Consider the following 17845-nt stretch of genomic DNA (forward strand, 5'->3'; position numbering starts at 1 on the left):
GCACGGAAACCTCCTACAACACGCGAAAAATTCAGTACGTCCCTACGTGTCCCCATTGTGCCTCAGTGCCTGCGCTTTACTAGACAAACCAGCGATAAGCATTGTCGGCCAGGTGTTATGTTGCTTTCGCCACACAGCAACCATGAAGCACGATCGGGGCCCTTTCCATTTAGGCCGCATCCCGCAGATACAAGTTCCGTCAGGGAATGCAACTTACGTGAAGAAGTTATCGGGCATGCCTTCAGCATATTGCTATGGCGAGCACGCTTACCGCGGCCGCACATGAAATGGTCAGCAATCATTTGAAGGGATGAGCGATATCCCGGTGGATTCTTATGATTCGGGCATAAACCCGATGCGCCCGCTATGCGATGGCAGCGGACGGTCTGAACAGCGCCTTGGCGTCTTTGTTCAGCAGCGTGCCGGTTCGGTCGTGAAAAGCGCCGATATCGCGGCACGGGAATCCGTGGTGACGTGGGCGCGTAGCACCGTGCGGTGAAGGCCGTTAGCACGTAGCGCCAAGTCATGACCCTATGCTAAAGCCAATTGACCGTTTTGTGGCAATTCATTTGACGCATCGGCCAAAATAGTGATGAGGGTTTTCGCCATGAAAAAACCTGTGTGCGAACGCTCGCAAACTTGATGCAATCGCCATGCCGCATGCGGCGCGGATGCGCTACGAAAGGCATTTCGCGCGGTTTCAATCGCACAATTAGCAGCCGCGCATGCCGAGTGCTAGTACCCCTTGCGCGAACGCGGATACTTCGCGCGATGGTTGCCGCAGCCAAGCAAACGCGCATCGCCTTCAACGAATAGAATCACGCATCTCGACGCACTCCGCGTTGACCTGAACACGCGATTTTCCGACGCTGCGTCATGTTGCTCCGCTTGCGGCAAGCCTTGGGCCTGATTCTGAACCCTGCGAAAGCGGCGGTTGGACGCGTCGCCGCCATCGGTCTCGCGGCCCTGTTGCTGACGTTGAGCGCTTGCGGAAAGCCCCCGCCCGACCTGTCCAACGATGCTTATGTCTGGCAGCGCCAGTGGACGCCAGCCGTGCAGGAAGCCTTATCCGGCGGCGCCGACGCCGTGCAGGCGTGGCGCGTGCTGATCGCAGAAATGAGCGCTGACGGCCGATGGTTCGATGCCGCGCCGGACCTGAACGCCCTGGCCGCGGCCCGTCGTCCGGTCGTGATGGTGTGGCGGCTGGATGGCCGGGTCGATGCGTTGAACGCGGAAGGCACGGCGACGCGGATCGCCGCGGCGCGCCAGGCATGGCGCCACGCCGGCATCACGGTGGCGGGCGTTGAAATCGATTACGACTGCGCCACATCGAAACTGCCGGCTTACCGGGACTTCCTCGCCGCATTGAAAAGCCGCCTGGGCCCGGACAGCGCCTTGTCGATCACGGCGCTGCCCACGTGGCTCAACAGCCCCGAACTGGACGCCTTGCTCAAGGTGGCCGATGAATCGGTGCTGCAGGTGCATGCGGTGTTGAACCCCACGCAAGGCCTGTTCGACGCCAAACGCGCGCACGCATGGTTAAACGCTTTTGCGGACCGCACCCAAAAACCCTGGCGCGTGGCGTTGCCCACTTACGGCAGCCGTGTCGCCTGGGATGAAGACGGCAACGTGGCGGCCATCGAAAGCGAACGTCCCGCGCTGCAGCCGGGCGGCCGGGCCACGGAGCTTGTCGTGACGCCGGCCGCCATGGCGGCCTTTGTCGACCAGATCCATCAATCCCGCCCGCGCGGCCTGGCCGGCATCGTCTGGTTTCGGCTGCCCACCGCGCGCGACGAACGCGCCTGGAGCCTGGCCACCTGGCGAGCCGTGCTGTTGCGCCAAGCGCTGCAACCCAAGCTGCACGTCGGCGCGCAAGCGATCGCCGGTGGTGGCGGCACGCAGGACCTGGTGCTTTCCAATACCGGCAACGCCGACGGCGCGCTGCCCTTCATCGTCCGTTGGAACGGCGTTTGCCGCGGCGCGGACGGCATCAACGGCTACACGCTGGAACGCGACGGCGCGGGGCTCTACCTGCGCCGCGCGCAAGACGGCCTGCTGCGCGCGGGCGGTCAACGCCCTATCGGCTGGATACGCTGTGAAACCCCACCCACCACCTTCCATGTACAACCGTAGATCGATCATCCGCCTGACCTTGTTGGCGTGCGCTGTCGGCGCAGGCATTGCTGTGGCTTGCGGTCCGGACTTTCCGGCGCAGTTGCTGGACGACCGGACCGGCACCTTGAGGAGCACGCCAGCCAACTCCTTCAGCTTCGAGGTGACGCGCCTGGTTGCGCCCGCCGACGCGCTGCGGGCGCAGGAATCGGCGGCATTGCCCGACGGCAGCTACCGGCAAGACGCCATTCCGGAAGACTTCGACCCCGCGCTCAACGCCGCGCAACGCGCTACCGTCCGTGCGATGCGGGCGATGCCCGACGGCGATCAGGCTTATGCGGCGGGCGATGGCCTGCCCGACGCCATCCGCTTGTACGCCGCCGCGGCGGTCGACATCCGATCCGCCGCGCCCGCCGATGCCGACGCGGCGCTGGCGCGAGCTCGAGCGCGTTTGCTCGACATCCTGGCGTTGCCCGAACGCCAAGGGGCTGCGCGCAGCGTCTGGGCCGCTTATATGTTGGCTGAAATCGGGGCCGGCGAAACAGGGGACGCGGCAGTCGCCACGCCCAACGGCTCATCCGCCGCGTATGCGCGCGTGCGTCAGCTGGCGCAAAAGGGCGCGCCAGATCCGCTGGGCCTGGCGGTCGCCAGCTACGGCCAGGAGGCCCGCCTGCTGCTCAATGGATCCCAGGGAACGTGCACGGCCGAGGATTTCCTGGCCGCGACGGCGTGCCCCGACGCCCTTGCCGCCCCCGCATTGAAACAGGCGATCCGCCTGTATGCGGAGCAGGCGGCGCGCGGTTCGGGCAGCGGCATGGCGTCGCTGCGCCTCATCGCAAGCTGGGCGTTGGCGACACCAGTGCGCGCCAGCCGGCTGATCGATGACCCCGTCGCACAACGGCTGCTGGTCGCCTATGCGCTCGCCAGAGTGGGCGATATCGTGGACGGCAACCCCGACAGCGCGTTCGACATGTTCGCCACGTTCGATCTGAACGGGCAGCGCGGCTACGCCGATGCCGGAGCGGGCGCGGGCAACGTCACGCCCAACCCCGCGCTGCAAGCGCTGGCGGCGGCGCTGGCCAAGCAGGACGTGAGCCGCATCCAGGACGCCGATCGCGTGGCCGCGCTGGCCTATCGCGTGGGCCGCTACGATCTGGCGCAAGGCCTGGCCAGCCGGCTCGACACGCCGCTTGCCTGGTGGGTGCGCGCCAAACTGGCGATCCGCCAGGGGGACATGGCCGCGGCGGCGCAAGCCTATGCGCGCGCCGCGGGCGCATTTCCGACCGCCACGGACACCGGTCTTGAAGTCTCGGGCATGGCCCGGCTGAAGGCCGAACAAGGGGTGCTGGCGCTGTCCCGCGGCCAATATATAGAGGCGCTGGACCTGCTGCTGCATGCCTCGCTGCCGGCGGCGGCCGCCGACACCCAGGAAGAAGGCTGGCCGATGTCGCCATACTGGAACGATGCGGCCTATGTCGCGGAACGCGTGTTGACGACGGACGAACTCAAGGCCTATGTCGACCAGCAGGTGCCGGCCTCAGCCGTGCCGCCCGCCCCGGCCGGCTTCGCGCAGTTCGACTACCAGCGCTTCTACGACTGGATGGTGAAGCATCCGATCGCCGATGGGGACCGCCTGCGCGCGCTGCTGGCGCGCCGCCTGATGCGCGAAGGCCGCATGGATCAGGCCCTGGCCTACTTCCCGCAAGACGCCGACGCCCGCTTCGCCACCCTGGCGTATGACGCCGCCGGAGCGTGGCGCGTCACGCCGGCCAGCAGCCATCGGCACGCCGTCCAATACACAGCCGCCCTGCAACAAGCCGGCAGCGCCTGGGGCCGCACGGCGCGGGCAGAAGCCTGGTTCAAGGCCGCGCAACTGGCCCGTCGCCATGGCCTGGAAATCATTGGCTACGAGCAGGATCCTGACTTTGCGGTGTACGACGGCAACTACACCTATGGCGCAGGCCGCAGCCCGGAACCGTGGCGTCAAAGCGCGGATGGCGGCAATCAACCGCCGCAAGACACGCCGGCGCAGCGTGCGGAGGCGGCCCTGCCCGGGCCGCTGGTGACACCCGAAGAACGCATGCGCTTCGCCGCCAGCGAAGCCAAGCCGTATGCGCGCTTCCACTATCGGCAGGTCGCAACCGACCATGCGCTGCAATCGGCGGCGCTGCTGCCGAACCGTTCACAGGCGTTCGCCGCCGTGCTTTGCCAAGGCACCCGCTACATCATCGACGACTCGCCCGAACGCGCCCAGGCGGTGTACCAGCGTTATGTCGAGCAAGGCGCCCAGGTGCCTTTCAGCACGACGTTCGGGCGGGAGTGCCCCGCACCGGACTTCCAGGCGGCGGCCTGGTTCCATTACACGCAGGCGTGGAAGGCATGGGAACGCTTGCGCCGCGATCACGGCGGGCTGCTGCTGGCCGCCGGGCTGCTGATGATTGTCGCGGGCGCCGCCTGCGTCTTCGCATGGCGCCACTGCGCCGCGCCCCGCCGGCCCAAGGCAGACGGCCGAGCCTAAGCCAGCGCCGGCAGCGCCACCCGCTGCATCAATTGCCGCCAGGTGCCAGGCACCCTGGCGCGCAAGCGCACGTCGGCGCCCAGCCGCGCGGCGTCGATGAATTCGTAGCGCTGGGCGGCGTCCAGGTGTTCCAGCATGGGCAGGCGCACCATGCCCGCCGCATCGCCCAGCAGGACGGGCGCCAGATACAGCAGCAATTCATCCACGCAGCCCGCGGCAACCAGCGCGCCCGACAGGCCCGCCCCCGCCTCCACATGGACTTCGTTGAACTGCTCCTGGGCGAACCAGCGCATCATGGCCGGCAGGTCCACGCGGTCCGGCGCTTGGGCCGGCAGCACCACCACGCGCACGTTCTTGTCGGCCAGGCGGGCTGCCTTGGCCGCGTCTTCGCGGGCGGTGAAGACGATCACTTCGGCGCCATCGAACAGGCGGGCGCCCTCCGGGATCTCGAAACGGCCATCCACCACCCCCTTGCGCGGCTGGCGCGGCGTGTCCACCCCACGCACATTGAGTTGCGGATCGTCCTTCAGCACGGTGCCCATGCCCGTCAGCACCACGCAGCTGCGCGCGCGCCAATGGTGACCATCGGCGCGGGCCTCGGGGCCGGTGATCCATTGCGACATGCCGTTATGCAGCGCGCTGCGGCCATCCAGCGACGCCGCCATCTTCATCCACACCCAGGGCAGCCCCCGGCTCATACGCGAGATGAAACCCGCGTTGACCGCCAGCGCTTCCTCGGCGCACACCCCCGTCACGACCTCGATGCCCGCCTCGCGCAAGCGCGCCAGGCCTTGTCCGTTGACGAGCGGATTCGGGTCCCCGATGGCCACGACCACCCGCGCCGGCCGGGCGGCCAGTACGGCGTCCACGCAAGGCGGCGTGCGGCCGAAATGGCTGCAGGGCTCCAGCGTGACGTACATCGTGGCGCCCTCAACCGGTTCATTACGGTGCTGGGCGTCGCGCAGTGCGCAGATTTCGGCGTGCGGGCCGCCGGGCGGCTGGGTCGCGCCTTCTCCCAGCACACGCCCGTCGCGCACGATGACGCAACCGACCCGGGGGTTGGGCGCCGTCGTGAACAGCACGCGGTCTGCCAGCGCCAGGGCGCGTCGCATCCAGTAGATATCGTCGGGGGGGCTTACGGTCGTCATGGCCGGAATTGTATGTCCGTCGCGGCGCCTGCGGGCGCATCCCGCCCCTGCTGGAAGGGGTATGCTCTCATCATGTCCGTTTTGGGCCGTTAGGCGTCTTTCGACGATCTCGTGTACGGCGGGAATCCGCAGCAGAATGGCGTCGTACCCCCTCAAACCCTTGGCCTGGAGCCCGGAACATGAAACAAGCGCTGATCGTCATCGACGTACAAGAATCTTTCCGGCACCGTCCGTTTTGGGACGAGACCGAGTATCCGGCCTTCCTGGAGCAGATCCAGGGCTTGATCGATTCGGCCGCCGCCCAGGGGATTCCCGTGCTGCAGGTGTTCCACGTCAGCAAGTCCAGCGACCCGGCCAATCCGTTCTCGCTGGCCTCGGGCCACGTCAAGACGCTGCAGGAATTGCGTGTGGCGCCCACCGCCGTGTTCCATAAGACGGTGCATTCCTCGCTGTACGCCGAAAGCACGGACGGCCGCTCCTTGCATGACTGGCTGTGGGAAAACGGCATCGAAGGCATCATCGTCAGCGGCATCCGCACCGAACAATGCTGCGAAACCACGTCGCGCCACGCCAGCGACGCGGGCTTCAAGGTGGTCTTCCCCACCGACGCCACCCTGACGTTCGCCATGCAAAGCCCGTCCGGCAAGCACTACACGCCGGCCGAGATCCGCGACCATACCGAGTTGGTGCTGCAAGGCCGGTTTGCACGCGTCACGCGCGCCGCCGACGCGCTGGCGGCCTGACCCGGACAAGGAAAGCGCCATGATCCCCGTGTACTTCGTGCTGTCGCGGGGCATCGTCCTGCTGGACCTGGCCGGTCCCGCAGAAGCCTTCCGCGTGGCCAACAAGCTTTGCCCCGGCACATTCGAGCAGCATTTCTGCGGCCCTTCCGAAGCCGTGGAAAGCGGCATCGCGGGCCTGCATCTTGCCCACATCCAGCCGCTACCGGCCGTCTTGCCCGCGCACGCGCTGGTCATCATTTCGGGCGTGGTGGGCCAGCCCACGCGGCTGGACGGCCCGGACGCCCACGCCGTCATCGATTGGCTGGCGGTGCGCCACCCGGCGGACGGCTTCACGCTGATGACGGTTTGCGCGGGCGCCCTGTTCGCCGCCGCGGCCGGCTTGACCCGGCAACGCGACTGCACCACCCACCACTCCTGCCTGACGCAGTTGGCGGACATCGACCCGACCGCCCGCGTGCACGACAACCGGATCTTCGTCGAGGACGGCAACCTGGTCAGCAGCGCCGGCATCACGGCCGGCATCGACCTGGCGCTGCACATGGTGTCGCGCCACTGCGGGCCGCGCGTCGCCAGCGAGGTGGCGCGCGACATGGTGGTCTATCAGCGCCGCGCCGGCACGGATTCCACGCTGTCGCCGTGGCTGGAGCACCGCAGCCATATGCATCCGGGTGTGCACCGCGTGCAGGACGCCGTCGTGCGCAACCCCGCCGCGCCGTGGTCCGCGCAGTCGCTGGCGGACCAGGCGCACACCAGCGCCCGCCACCTGACGCGGCTGTTCCGCGAGCACGCGGGCTGCACGCCGATGGACTACCTGTATCAGATACGCGTCGCGCTGGCGCGCGACCTGCTGCGCGAAACCCGGCTGGACCTGGAGCGCGTGGCGGAAAAATCCGGCTTCGGCTCGGCCCAGCACATGCGCCGCGTCTGGCGCAAATTCCAGCCGCAGACGCCCAGCCTGGCGCGGTCGGCGACCCTGCAATAACGGCGCCGAAGCGCCGTCTATCGTCCTGCCGCACCTCGCCGGGCGCTATTCCTTGCGCAGCTTGCCCGGCAGCAAGGGTCCCTGCATTTCGCGGATGGCCTCGACGAATTCTCCGATGTCCTCAAAGCTCTTGTAGACCGACGCAAAGCGCACGTAGGCCACCTTGTCCAGCTTGCGCAGCTCGGTCATGACCAGTTCGCCGATGTGTTCGCTGGGCACTTCGCGCAGGCCGCTTGCCAGCAACTGTTCTTCGATGCGCGCCACGGCCGCATCCACGTCCTCGGTGCTGACGGGGCGCTTGCGTAGCGCCAGGCTCAGGCTGGCGCGCAGTTTGGCGGGATCGTACTCGCTGCGGCTGCCGTTGCGCTTCACAATCGAAGGCAGGGCCAGCTCCACCCGCTCATAGGTCGTGAACCGCTTGTCACAGGACAGGCAGCGGCGGCGGCGACGGATCGCGTCGCCCTCTTCCGAGACGCGGCTGTCGACGACCTGTGTTTCGGCATTGCCGCAAAATGGACACCGCATGTGTGTTCCCTAAAGGCACGGATAGCAATAATTGAGCATATTGTAACGATGCGCCCCGCGGGAAGCGCCAATACGGCTTATTCGTCCCCAATACTACGGACAACCGGCTCGAGGATAGCGCCTGCCGCCCGGAAAGCAAAGGGACGGCGCCTTGCGGGGCCGTCCCTTTGGTCTGGCCCCTGCGGCGGATAGCCTGGGGGCCGGGGAAGTGCTGCTTACTTCTTGCCGTAGACCGGCAGGCGCGACGTCAGTTCGTTGACGCGGGCGCGCACGGCGGCGATGTTGGCTTCGTCACGCGGATTGTCCAACACGTCGGCGATCAGGTTGGCGGTCAGTTCGGCGTCGGCTTCCGTGAAACCGCGGGTAGTCATGGCCGGCGTGCCCAGGCGGATGCCGCTGGTCACGAAAGGCTTTTCCGGGTCGTTCGGGATGGCGTTCTTGTTGACCGTGATGTGGGCCTGGCCCAGCACGGCTTCCGCTTCCTTGCCCGTGATGCCCTTGGCACGCAGGTCCACCAGCATGACGTGGCTTTCAGTGCGGCCGGAGACGATACGCAGGCCGCGCTTGACCAGCGTGTCGGCCAGCACCTTCGCGTTCTTGACCACTTGCTGCGCGTAATCCTTGAAGCCGGGTTCCAGCGCTTCCTTGAACGCCACGGCCTTGCCGGCGATGACGTGCATCAGCGGACCGCCCTGGATGCCGGGGAAGATCGCCGAGTTGATGATCTTCTCGTGCTCGGCCTTCATCATGATGACGCCGCCGCGCGGGCCGCGCAGCGACTTGTGCGTCGTGGACGTGACGAAGTCGGCGTGGGGCACCGGGTTGGGGTAGGCGCCGCCGGCGACCAGACCCGCGTAGTGGGCGATATCGACCATGAACAGCGCGCCGTTTTCACGGGCGATGCGGGCCATGCGTTCGAAATCGATGTGCAGGGCGTAGGCCGATGCACCCGCGACGATCAGCTTGGGCTTGTGTTCGCGGGCCAGTTGCTCGACTTGCTCGTAGTTCAGGACTTCGTTTTCGTCCAGGCCGTACGAGATGAAGTTGTACAGCTTGCCCGATGCGTTGACCGACGCGCCGTGCGTCAAGTGGCCGCCTTCGGCCAGGCTCATGCCCAGCACGGTGTCGCCCGGCTTCAGCACGGCCATGTACACGCCCTGGTTGGCCTGCGAACCCGAGTTGGGCTGCACGTTGGCGGCTTCGGCGCCGAAAATCTGCTTCAGGCGGTCGATGGCCAGCTGTTCGACCACGTCCACGTACTCGCAACCGCCGTAGTAGCGCTTGCCCGGATAGCCTTCGGCGTACTTGTTCGTGAGCTGCGTGCCCTGGGCTTCCATGACGGCCGGGCTGGCGTAGTTCTCCGAAGCGATCAGCTCGATGTGCTGCTCTTGGCGAACGTCTTCCTTCTGGATGGCGGCCCAAACGTCCGGGTCAGCCTTGGACAAGGTGAGGTTGCGGTCAAACATGACGGGGGATTCCTGAGGCGGTAAGAGAGGAGAAAGCCGTGTCGGGTGGGTAAACCCGAAGAATGCTGAATAGTTTACCGCGTCAGGCGGATTCAATTGCCGCCAACATGGGTCGAAGAGGGGCAAAATACCGGCGATGGGCACGAAAACCACGCTAACGCGTCGTGCCCGGAAACCGCTCTCAACCCGACTTGAGAAACTTTCATGCAAAGCGCCACCCTCATAACCTACTCGCTAGTAGCTGCCGCCAGCGTCATCAGTCCGGGGCCCGCCACCATGCTTGCCATCCGCAACGGCGCGGCGGGCGGCGTGCGCGCCGTCGTGCCGTCCACGCTGGGCAATGTCACCGGGTTGTTCCTGCTGTCGGCCGCGGCCATGCTTGGCCTGGGCGTGGTGCTGCAGTCTTCGGCATTACTCTTCACGGCGCTGAAGATTGCAGGCGCCGCCTACCTGATCTATGTCGGCCTGCGCCACCTGCTGGGCCGCGCCCACATCGCGCCGCCCGAAGACGCCGCCATCGCCGCCCCGCCGCGCCGGCCTGGCCGCCTGTACCTGGAAGCCACGTTCGTGGCCGCCATGAATCCCAAGCCCATCCTGTTCTTCACCGCGCTGTTTCCGCAATTCCTGAACGCGCACGAGCCGCTGCTGCCGCAGTTCTTCATCCTGACCGGCATCTTCATGGCCATGTCGCTGGTGTCGCTGCTGACCTACGGCGCCCTCGCCCGCCGCGCCCGCCGACTGCTGCGCCAACCGCGCATCGTGGTCTGGTTGAACCGTCTGGTCGGCTCGATCTTCGTCGCCTTCGGACTGGCGCTGCTGCGCCTGAAGCGTTCGACCGCCTGACGGACGGTGGGTGGGAAACGCAAAAAAAGGGCCGCAATTGCGGCCCTTTTTACGCAGCGTCAGCGGCTGGCGCTACGCCTCGGTCGCACCGATCTGCTTCGGCGCCAGTTTCGGATTGAGCGTGTAGGTGCCCGTCACCGATGCCTGGGCCAGCACGTGCTTCTGCATGGCGCGCAGCGCGTCCTCGCCGGTGAAAGAGCCGTTCAGGTTCAGGCTGCGCACGTCCAACGCGTACAGCGTGAAGACGTAGCGGTGCACGATCGAATCGTTCCAGGGCGGGCACGGGCCGTCATAGCCGAAATAATCCCCGCTCATGTCGTGGTCATTGGCGAACCACGAGGAATACGAATTGATGCCCTGGCGCGCATCCATCGGCGCCAAAGGACCGCCCTTGCCGCGCGGCGTGATGCCGTTGGAGAAAGCGCCTTCATCGATTTCGCGCAGGTCGGCCGCCAGGTCCACCAGCACCCAGTGGAAGAAATCCACGCGAGGCAGGTCGGCCGGAACTTCGCGGCCTTCCTGGTTGACGTCGTCAGGCCGCGACGGCACGTCCGGATCGTGGCAGATCAACGCAAACGACTGCGTTCCCGGCGGGACGTCGTCCCACGAAAACTGCGGGTTGTAGTTGTCTGCCAGCGCGACGTGCGATTGCGCATCGATCTTGCCGAAGGCATAGCGCTCCGGAATCGACTCGTGATCGGAAAAAGACAAACTCGAAAGTTTCATGTCGTGCTCCTTGAAGTGCCGCAAGGGCGTCCCGCCCTTGCCTGTACCCTCAGCGTATCAAAACTTCGCAATCATGGGTTCAAGTTAACACGCGCGAACTTGCGCTTGCCCACCTGGACGACGTAAGTCCCCGCGGGCAATTGCAACGATTTATCCTCGACCCGATCGCCGTTGACGCGCACGCCGCCCTGCTCCACATTGCGCTGCGCCTCGGAACCCGATGCAACCAGGCCCGCTTCGCGCAGCAGCTTCAGGATACCCACCGGCGCGCCGCCGATATTCACTTCGGGCATGTCTTCCGGAATGGCGCCGTCGCGAAAGCGTGCCTCAAAGGACGCCAGCGCTTCGTCGGCCGCTCGCGCGGAGTGGAAGCGCGTGATGATTTCCTGGGCCAGCATGACTTTGGCATCACGCGGGTTGCGCCCGCCATCGGTCTCTTGCTTGAGGGCGGCGATCTCTTCCAGCGAACGGAACGACAGCAGTTCGAAGTAACGCCACATCAGCGTGTCCGAAATCGACATGAGCTTGCCGAACATCGAATCGGGCGACTCCGAAATGCCGATGTAGTTGCCCTTGGACTTGGACATCTTCTCTACGCCGTCAGTGCCCACCAGCAGCGGCATCGTCAAGATGCACTGGGGCTCCTGGCCATATTCCTTTTGCAGCTCGCGCCCGACCAGCAGGTTGAACTTCTGATCGGTGCCCCCCAGCTCCAGATCGGACTTCAGCGCCACCGAGTCATAGCCCTGCATCAGCGGATACAGGAATTCGTGAACCGAAATCGGGATACCGCCCTTGAAGCGCTTGGTGAAGTCCTCGCGTTCCATCATGCGGGCCACGGTGTAGCGCGATGCCAGCTGGATCATGCCGCGTGCGCCCAGCGGATCGCACCATTCGGAGTTGTAACGGATCTCGGTGCGGGCCGGGTCCAGCACCAGGCTGGCCTGCGCGTAGTAGGTCTTGGCGTTGGCCTCGATCTGCTCGCGCGTGAGCGGCGGGCGGGTGCTGTTGCGGCCGCTGGGGTCGCCGATGGTCGACGTGAAATCGCCGATCAGGAAGATGACGTTATGGCCAAGGTCCTGCAGCTGGCGCATCTTGTTCAGCACCACGGTGTGGCCCAGATGGATGTCCGGCGCGGTGGGATCCAGCCCCAGCTTGATGCGCAGGGGCACGCCGGTGGCGCGGCTCTTGGCCAGCTTGCGGGCGAATTCGGACTCGACCAGCAACTCGTCGCAGCCGCGCTTGGCTATACGCAGATCGGCTTCGACTTCGGGAGTGATAGGGGCTTCTGAGGGTGACATGGCAGGGGGACCAACGCGGCTTCAGCCGACAAAAAGGTGTAAAAAGTGACGAAAACTATCGAAAATTCTAGCCGAATCAGCTAGGATACCGCCCAATCATACGCAACTGCTATCTATACGCAGTTCGCAGTTGCGGTTCGGCCTACCACCCGTTGTTCACAAGATGCGCCCTGCGCCAGCAGCCCTTGCCCCCGAATCCGTGGCGCGCAGGGGCCGTTCGTGTTACGCACCCTGCGAGCTCAAGCCACCTGAGAGGGTATCTTCACGATGAATCGTGGCCTCCACGAACTGGCGAGTAGCATCAAGCGCAAAGTTGCTGCCCTGTTTGCGCCCGTTGAGCCCAAGCCCCATCGCTCGGGACTTTTCCGTCGCACTCTTCTCGTCTCCGCTATCGGTCTGTTTGCAGGCGCCGCCGCCCTCGGCATGGTGCAGCAACCCGACCGCACCGAACTCCCCCCGTCCCGCATCATCCAGAGCGTGCTGCCGCTGACCGCCGAGCAAGTCGAAGTCAGCAGTCCCAGCGCCGCGCCGTACATCAGCGAAACCCGCATCCGTGCGGGCGATACGCTGGCTGCCGTGCTGCAACGCCTGGAGCTGGACGCCCCGAACCTGCAGACCTTCCTGACGCACGACGCCAGCGCCCGCAGCATCTACAAGCTGTACCCGGGCCGCTCCGTCCAGGCCGCCACGGACGACCAGGGCAACCTGATCTGGCTGCGTTACATCCACACCCCGGGCAATGAGACCGACGGCCAGGTCGTGACGCGCATGCTGCACGTGGCCCCGTCCGGCGACAGCTACAAGGCCGAGGAAGTCACCGAAAGCACCGACCGTCAGACCCGCGTTGCCGTGGGCACGATCAAGTCGTCGCTGTTCGGCGCCACGGACGCCGCCGGCATCCCGGATTCGGTCACCATGCAGATGGCCGACATCCTCAGCGCCAAGATCGACTTCCTGCGCGACCTGCGCCAGGGCGACCAGTTCCGCGTGGTCTACGAAGTGCGTTCGCACGACGGCCGCTACGCCGGCGCCGGCCGCGTGCTGGCCCTGGAATTCATCAACGGCGGCAAGACCTACAGCGCCGTCTGGTTCAGCCCCGACGAAAAGAGCGGTTCGTACTACGACTTCGACGGCACCAGCCTGCGCGGCGCGTTCCTGCGCACCGCCCTGAAGTTCAGCCGTATCAGCTCGACGTTCGGCATGCGCATGCATCCCATCCACAAGACCTGGACGGGCCACAAGGGCGTGGACTACGCCGCGCCCTCGGGCACGCCAATCCACTCCACCGCGGACGGCACGGTCGAGTTCTCCGGCTGGCAGAACGGCTACGGCAACGTGGTCATCGTGAAGCATCACGGCAAGTACTCCACGCTGTATGCCCACCAAAGCCGCATCGCCGAAGGCATCACCAAGGGCTCGAAGATCTCGCAAGGCCAGTTGCTGGGCTACGTCGGCGCCACCGGCTGGGCCACCGGCCCGCACCTGCACTACGAGTTCCGCGTGGACAACCAGCCGATCGACCCGCTGTCGGTAGACCTGCCGGTCGCCCGCGCCCTGGAACCTGCGGAAGTCCGCGCGTTCAACCAGGCCGTGGGACCGTACAAGCAGCAGATCCAGCTGCTGACCGAGTTCCAGCAGACGCTGCCGGATGCCCTGACCAACGTGGCCAGCCGCTAACCGGCCCGCCACAGCAAAACGTCCCAAAAAGGCGGCCCGCGCAGATTCTGCCGGCCGCCTTTCTTCTTTCCGAGGCGCCTGTGAATTCCTCCGCACCCCGCCCGCAGGGCAACCCAGCGCTCTACATCGGCTTGATGTCCGGCACCAGCGTCGACGGCGTCGACGGCGTGCTCGTCCGCCTGGACGCCGGTCAGGCGCCGCACGTGCTTGCCAGCGCCAGCCTGCCCATGCCCGAGAACCTGCGCCGCGAGCTGCTGGCGCTGAACCTGTCCGGCGACGACGAGCTGGCGCGCGCCGCGCTGGCCGCGAACGCGCTTGCCCGCCTGTACGGCCAGGCGGTCGCCGCCCTGCTCCAGGACGCCGGCCTGAAAGCGGACGCCGTGACCGCCATCGGCGCGCACGGCCAGACCGTCCGGCACCGGCCGGACAGCGGCTATACCGTGCAGCTCAATGCGCCTGCCTTGCTGGCGGAATTGACCGGCATCGACGTGGTGGCGGACTTCCGCAGCCGCGACGTGGCCGCAGGCGGCCAAGGTGCACCGCTGGTGCCGCCATTCCACGCCGCGATCTTCGGCGCGCAGCATGGCCGCGCCGTCCTCAATCTGGGCGGCATCGCCAACGTCACGCTGCTGGCGCCCGGCCAGCCGGCGCGCGGCTTCGATACCGGCCCGGCCAACGTCTTCCTGGACGCCTGGTGCCAACGCCATCTGGGGCAGCCCTATGACGCCGACGGGCGCTGGGCCGCCACCGGCCAGGTGGTGGCGCCCTTGCTGGAACAACTGATCGCCAGCGAGCCCTGGTTCGCCCTGCCCCCGCCCAAGTCCACCGGCCGCGACCTGTTCAACCTGCAATGGCTGGACGACCGGCTGGCCGCATTCGACGGCCCCAAGCCGGCCCCTCAGGACGTGCAGGCGACGCTGCAGCGCCTGACTGCCAGGACGGTCGCCAATGCCATCGACGCGGCCGCTGCGGGCACACAAGAGGTCTTCGTGTGCGGCGGCGGCGCGTATAACGCAGGTCTGATGCGCGAACTGGCGTATTGCCTGCAGCGTCCGGTGCAAGCGACCGATGCGCTGGGCGTACCTGCGCAGCAAGTCGAAGCGCTGGCCTTTGCGTGGCTGGCGCAGGCGTTTGTCGAACGCCGGCCCGCTGGGCTGCCGGCCGTGACGGGCGCGCGCGGCCCACGGATTCTGGGCGCGCTCTATCCTGCTTGAAGCGGGCATGAAGGCCGAACCGCACCACATGCCGCCCAAAAACAAAAAGCCCTTCGGCATGCCGAAGGGCTTTTGCTTTCCCGAACCGGAGAGGAATTACACCGAGAACGAGGAACCGCAGCCGCAGGTGGTGCTGGCGTTGGGATTGCGGATGACGAACTGCGCGCCTTCCAGGTCTTCCTTGTAGTCGATCTCGGCGCCGACCAGGTATTGGAAGCTCATCGGATCAACCAGCAGTTGAACGCCGGCCTTGTCCAGCACGGTGTCATCTTCGTTCACGACTTCGTCGAACGTGAAGCCGTACTGGAAGCCCGAACAGCCGCCACCTTGGACAAACACGCGCAGCTTCAGCTCGGGGTTGCCTTCTTCGGCCAACAAGTCCTTCACTTTGGCGGCAGCCGAGTCAGTAAATACCAAAGGAACAGGCGGGGCGGCCTGGAGGTCGACGGTTTCGGTCACTGCATTCATGGTTCACTCCTGGCCGGATAGGCCATATTTCGGTGAGCGGCAACGGCGCTCGCATAGTGTCACTATAGCGCAGGGCTTGACTAGACTCAAAGTTCCAGTTTGATACTGCGCGATGCACGGACGGTATCGCCTTCCAGGACGCTGACGGTAACGCTTTCGGGGACAAAGCCCTCGGGCACCGCCAGAACTCCCTGGCTGCGCTGGTATTGGTCGAATTGCAGGGCCAGGGACGCCGCCGTGGTGGATTCGCCCGTGGCCGTCACGGGCCCGGTTTCGGCCTTGACCTGCAAGGGGGCCAGATCGACAGTCACGGTTTCGCCCTTCAGGACACCCGTAGCCTGGAAACGCAGCGCGCCCGCAAAGGAGGCCCCGCCGTTACGCCCGCTGCGCATCAAGAGCACCTTGTAGCGCAGCCCGCCGCCTTCGCGGTCGATCTGCACGCCACGGATGTCCACCGAGCCTTCCGGCCCGGGAGGCAGCAACTGCTCGTAGAACGCCAACTGGTCTCGCACGCGGCCGACTTCGGCCTGCACGACGCGCAGTTGGGTCTCCAGTTCCTGGCGGGCGGCGCGCTCGATGACGAGCTCGCCATCGGCGGTATCCAGCTGGCCCTGCGTGTAGCGCAATTGCGTGGCCTGCTGGCGCATGGCTTCTTGCTGCGCCTCGGCCTGCGCCGCGCTGATCACGACGGCATCCTGCGGCTGGGCTTGCCGTTGGGCATGGAAGTAGCCGGCGGCTCCGCCCAGCAGCACACCGACAAGCAGCCCTGCCGCCACGCGCAGCAGCCCGCCGGCAGGGCGGGATGGAGGTGTGGCGGGGGAGTCAACTGACATGGGAAGCAGAGGGGCAGCGGCCGGAGCCGCCACCCGATCCGGGCATCAGGGCAGAATCGCGACCTGATCCAGGCCCGTCGATTCGGGCACGCCGAACATCAAGTTCATGTTCTGGACGGCTTGGCCGGCGGCGCCCTTGACCAGGTTGTCTTGCACGACCAGGACGATCAGCTGGTCGCCATTGCCGGGACGGCTCAGCGCGATGCGCAGGTTGTTCGAGGCACGCACCGAACGGGTTTCGGGCAGGCTGCCAGCCGGCATCACGTCCACGAAGGGTTCGTCGGCGTAGCGTTGCTCGAACAGAGCCTGGAAGTCCGTGTCGCGGGCCTCAGGCAGGATGCGGGCGTAGATCGTGGAGAACATGCCGCGGATCATCGGCACCAGGTGCGGCACGAAGGTCAGGCCGACCTTGCCGCCGGAGATCTTCTCCAGCTGGGCAACGATTTCCGGATGGTGGCGGTGACCGGCCACGCCATAGGCCTTGAAGTTGTCGGACGCTTCCGAGAACAGCGAGCCCACTTCCGCCTTGCGGCCGGCGCCCGAGACGCCGGACTTGCAGTCGGCGATCAGGGTTTGGGCATCGACCAACGGCTTGCCGCCTTCCAGCAGCGGAGCCAGGCCCAGCAGCACGGTGGTGGGATAGCAGCCGGGGTTGCCAATGACGCGCGCGCGGGCGATGGCTTCACGGTTCAGTTCCACCAGGCCGTATTGGGATTCGGCCAGGATGTCCGGGCAGGTATGGGGAATCTTGTACCAGCGTTCGAAGGTGGGGATGTCCTGCAGGCGGAAATCGGCGGCCAGGTCGATGACGCGGGTGCCCGCGGCGATCAGTTCCTGGGCTTGCGCCATTGCCACGCCGTGGGGCGTCGCGAAGAACACCACGTCGCAATCCGTCAGCGTGGCCTTTTCCGGCGCCGAGAAGGCCAGGTTCACGCGGCCGCGCAGGTTCGGATACATGTCAGCCACCGGCAGCCCGTCTTCCTTGCGGGACGTGATGGCGGTCAATTCCACATTGGGATGCTGCGACAGCAAGCGCAGCAGCTCGACGCCGGTATAACCGGTGCCGCCGACGATACCAACCTTGATACGGGTGTTCGATGCTTGGGCCATGATGGTGTGCTCTTCGTAGAACGAGGCTAGATTGTATCGCTCGGGAAACGGGTCTTGCGGCACCGTGCCAAAATTGGTGCGCGAACCCCTTTGTCCGACCGGACGGGGTGCGCGGAGTTCCGCGCGGGGCGGCCGGGGCATCTGTCCCGCGTCCGCCCAAAAACAAAAAACCCGCCGAA

General features: G+C 66.1%; 15 protein-coding genes. 7 read left to right on the top strand and 8 right to left on the bottom strand.

Annotated elements, in window-relative coordinates:
- The first annotated feature begins 876 nt into the window (after positions 1-876).
- Together AC3WMU_RS24055 and AC3WMU_RS24060 are read left to right on the top strand one after the other, a co-directional pair.
- The gene (locus tag AC3WMU_RS24055) at positions 877-2133 is read left to right on the top strand and encodes a DUF3142 domain-containing protein (RefSeq protein WP_454676128.1); all 1257 of its coding nucleotides are present in this window, start codon (positions 877-879) and stop codon (positions 2131-2133) included.
- Positions 2120-4630: a hypothetical protein gene (locus AC3WMU_RS24060; protein ID WP_492283065.1), complete on the top strand. Its 2511-nt coding sequence runs from the start codon at positions 2120-2122 to the stop codon at positions 4628-4630. The genes AC3WMU_RS24055 and AC3WMU_RS24060 overlap by 14 nt, the downstream gene beginning before the upstream one ends.
- Here AC3WMU_RS24060 and ribD read toward each other — a convergent pair.
- Positions 4627-5778 (bottom strand): bifunctional diaminohydroxyphosphoribosylaminopyrimidine deaminase/5-amino-6-(5-phosphoribosylamino)uracil reductase RibD, encoded by a 1152-nt coding sequence (gene ribD, locus AC3WMU_RS24065; protein ID WP_454676126.1) that lies wholly within the window; start codon positions 5776-5778, stop codon positions 4627-4629. The two genes, AC3WMU_RS24060 and ribD, sit on opposite strands and share 4 nt — an antisense overlap.
- Before the next feature lie 179 nt (positions 5779-5957).
- Between ribD and AC3WMU_RS24070 the strand changes: the two genes are divergently transcribed.
- Both AC3WMU_RS24070 and AC3WMU_RS24075 read left to right on the top strand, forming a co-directional pair.
- Positions 5958-6521 (top strand): cysteine hydrolase family protein, encoded by a 564-nt coding sequence (locus AC3WMU_RS24070; protein WP_454676125.1) that lies wholly within the window; start codon positions 5958-5960, stop codon positions 6519-6521.
- 19 nt (positions 6522-6540) lie between these two features.
- Complete coding sequence (locus AC3WMU_RS24075) at positions 6541-7503, top strand: GlxA family transcriptional regulator (RefSeq protein WP_280028880.1); 963 nt, start codon at positions 6541-6543, stop codon at positions 7501-7503.
- Positions 7504-7548: 45 nt separating this feature from the next.
- Here the strand turns inward: AC3WMU_RS24075 and nrdR are convergent, their stop codons facing one another.
- Positions 7549-8028, bottom strand: a complete 480-nt coding sequence (nrdR, locus tag AC3WMU_RS24080; protein WP_006226702.1) for a transcriptional regulator NrdR — start codon at positions 8026-8028, stop codon at positions 7549-7551.
- A gap of 215 nt (positions 8029-8243) precedes the next feature.
- Positions 8244-9494, bottom strand: coding sequence for a serine hydroxymethyltransferase (gene glyA, locus AC3WMU_RS24085; RefSeq protein WP_280028882.1), 1251 nt, complete (start codon positions 9492-9494; stop codon positions 8244-8246).
- A 204-nt stretch (positions 9495-9698) separates the two neighbouring features.
- Between glyA and AC3WMU_RS24090 the strand changes: the two genes are divergently transcribed.
- Positions 9699-10337 (top strand): LysE family translocator, encoded by a 639-nt coding sequence (locus AC3WMU_RS24090; protein WP_035213896.1) that lies wholly within the window; start codon positions 9699-9701, stop codon positions 10335-10337.
- Positions 10338-10409: 72 nt separating this feature from the next.
- On the opposite strand, the gene AC3WMU_RS24095 is transcribed toward AC3WMU_RS24090, so the two are convergent.
- Both AC3WMU_RS24095 and tyrS read right to left on the bottom strand, forming a co-directional pair.
- Positions 10410-11063, bottom strand: coding sequence for a YbhB/YbcL family Raf kinase inhibitor-like protein (locus AC3WMU_RS24095; RefSeq protein ID WP_492283066.1), 654 nt, complete (start codon positions 11061-11063; stop codon positions 10410-10412).
- Positions 11064-11134: 71 nt separating this feature from the next.
- Positions 11135-12364 carry a tyrosine--tRNA ligase gene (gene tyrS / locus AC3WMU_RS24100; RefSeq protein ID WP_006226698.1) on the bottom strand — a complete coding sequence of 410 codons (1230 nt, stop codon included), beginning with the start codon at positions 12362-12364 and terminating at the stop codon, positions 11135-11137.
- A 267-nt stretch (positions 12365-12631) separates the two neighbouring features.
- Here tyrS and AC3WMU_RS24105 point away from each other — a divergent pair, with 267 nt between their 5' ends.
- Positions 12632-14041 carry a M23 family metallopeptidase gene (locus AC3WMU_RS24105; protein WP_488704952.1) on the top strand — a complete coding sequence of 470 codons (1410 nt, stop codon included), beginning with the start codon at positions 12632-12634 and terminating at the stop codon, positions 14039-14041.
- 80 nt (positions 14042-14121) lie between these two features.
- Entirely contained in the window at positions 14122-15255 is a 1134-nt protein-coding gene (locus tag AC3WMU_RS24110; RefSeq protein ID WP_454676120.1) for an anhydro-N-acetylmuramic acid kinase, read from the top strand.
- A 96-nt stretch (positions 15256-15351) separates the two neighbouring features.
- Here the strand turns inward: AC3WMU_RS24110 and erpA are convergent, their stop codons facing one another.
- From erpA to argC, 3 genes are all read right to left on the bottom strand, one after another.
- Positions 15352-15723, bottom strand: coding sequence for an iron-sulfur cluster insertion protein ErpA (erpA, locus tag AC3WMU_RS24115; RefSeq protein WP_006226695.1), 372 nt, complete (start codon positions 15721-15723; stop codon positions 15352-15354).
- Positions 15724-15809: 86 nt separating this feature from the next.
- The gene (locus AC3WMU_RS24120) at positions 15810-16556 is read right to left on the bottom strand and encodes a DUF6776 family protein (RefSeq protein ID WP_492283067.1); all 747 of its coding nucleotides are present in this window, start codon (positions 16554-16556) and stop codon (positions 15810-15812) included.
- A gap of 45 nt (positions 16557-16601) precedes the next feature.
- On the bottom strand, positions 16602-17666 hold the full coding sequence (gene argC, locus AC3WMU_RS24125; protein ID WP_006226693.1) for an N-acetyl-gamma-glutamyl-phosphate reductase: 1065 nt from the start codon (positions 17664-17666) through the stop codon (positions 16602-16604).
- Between the last annotated feature and the right edge of the window lie 179 nt (positions 17667-17845).

This window comes from Achromobacter sp. FW305-C-13, assembly GCF_058783475.1.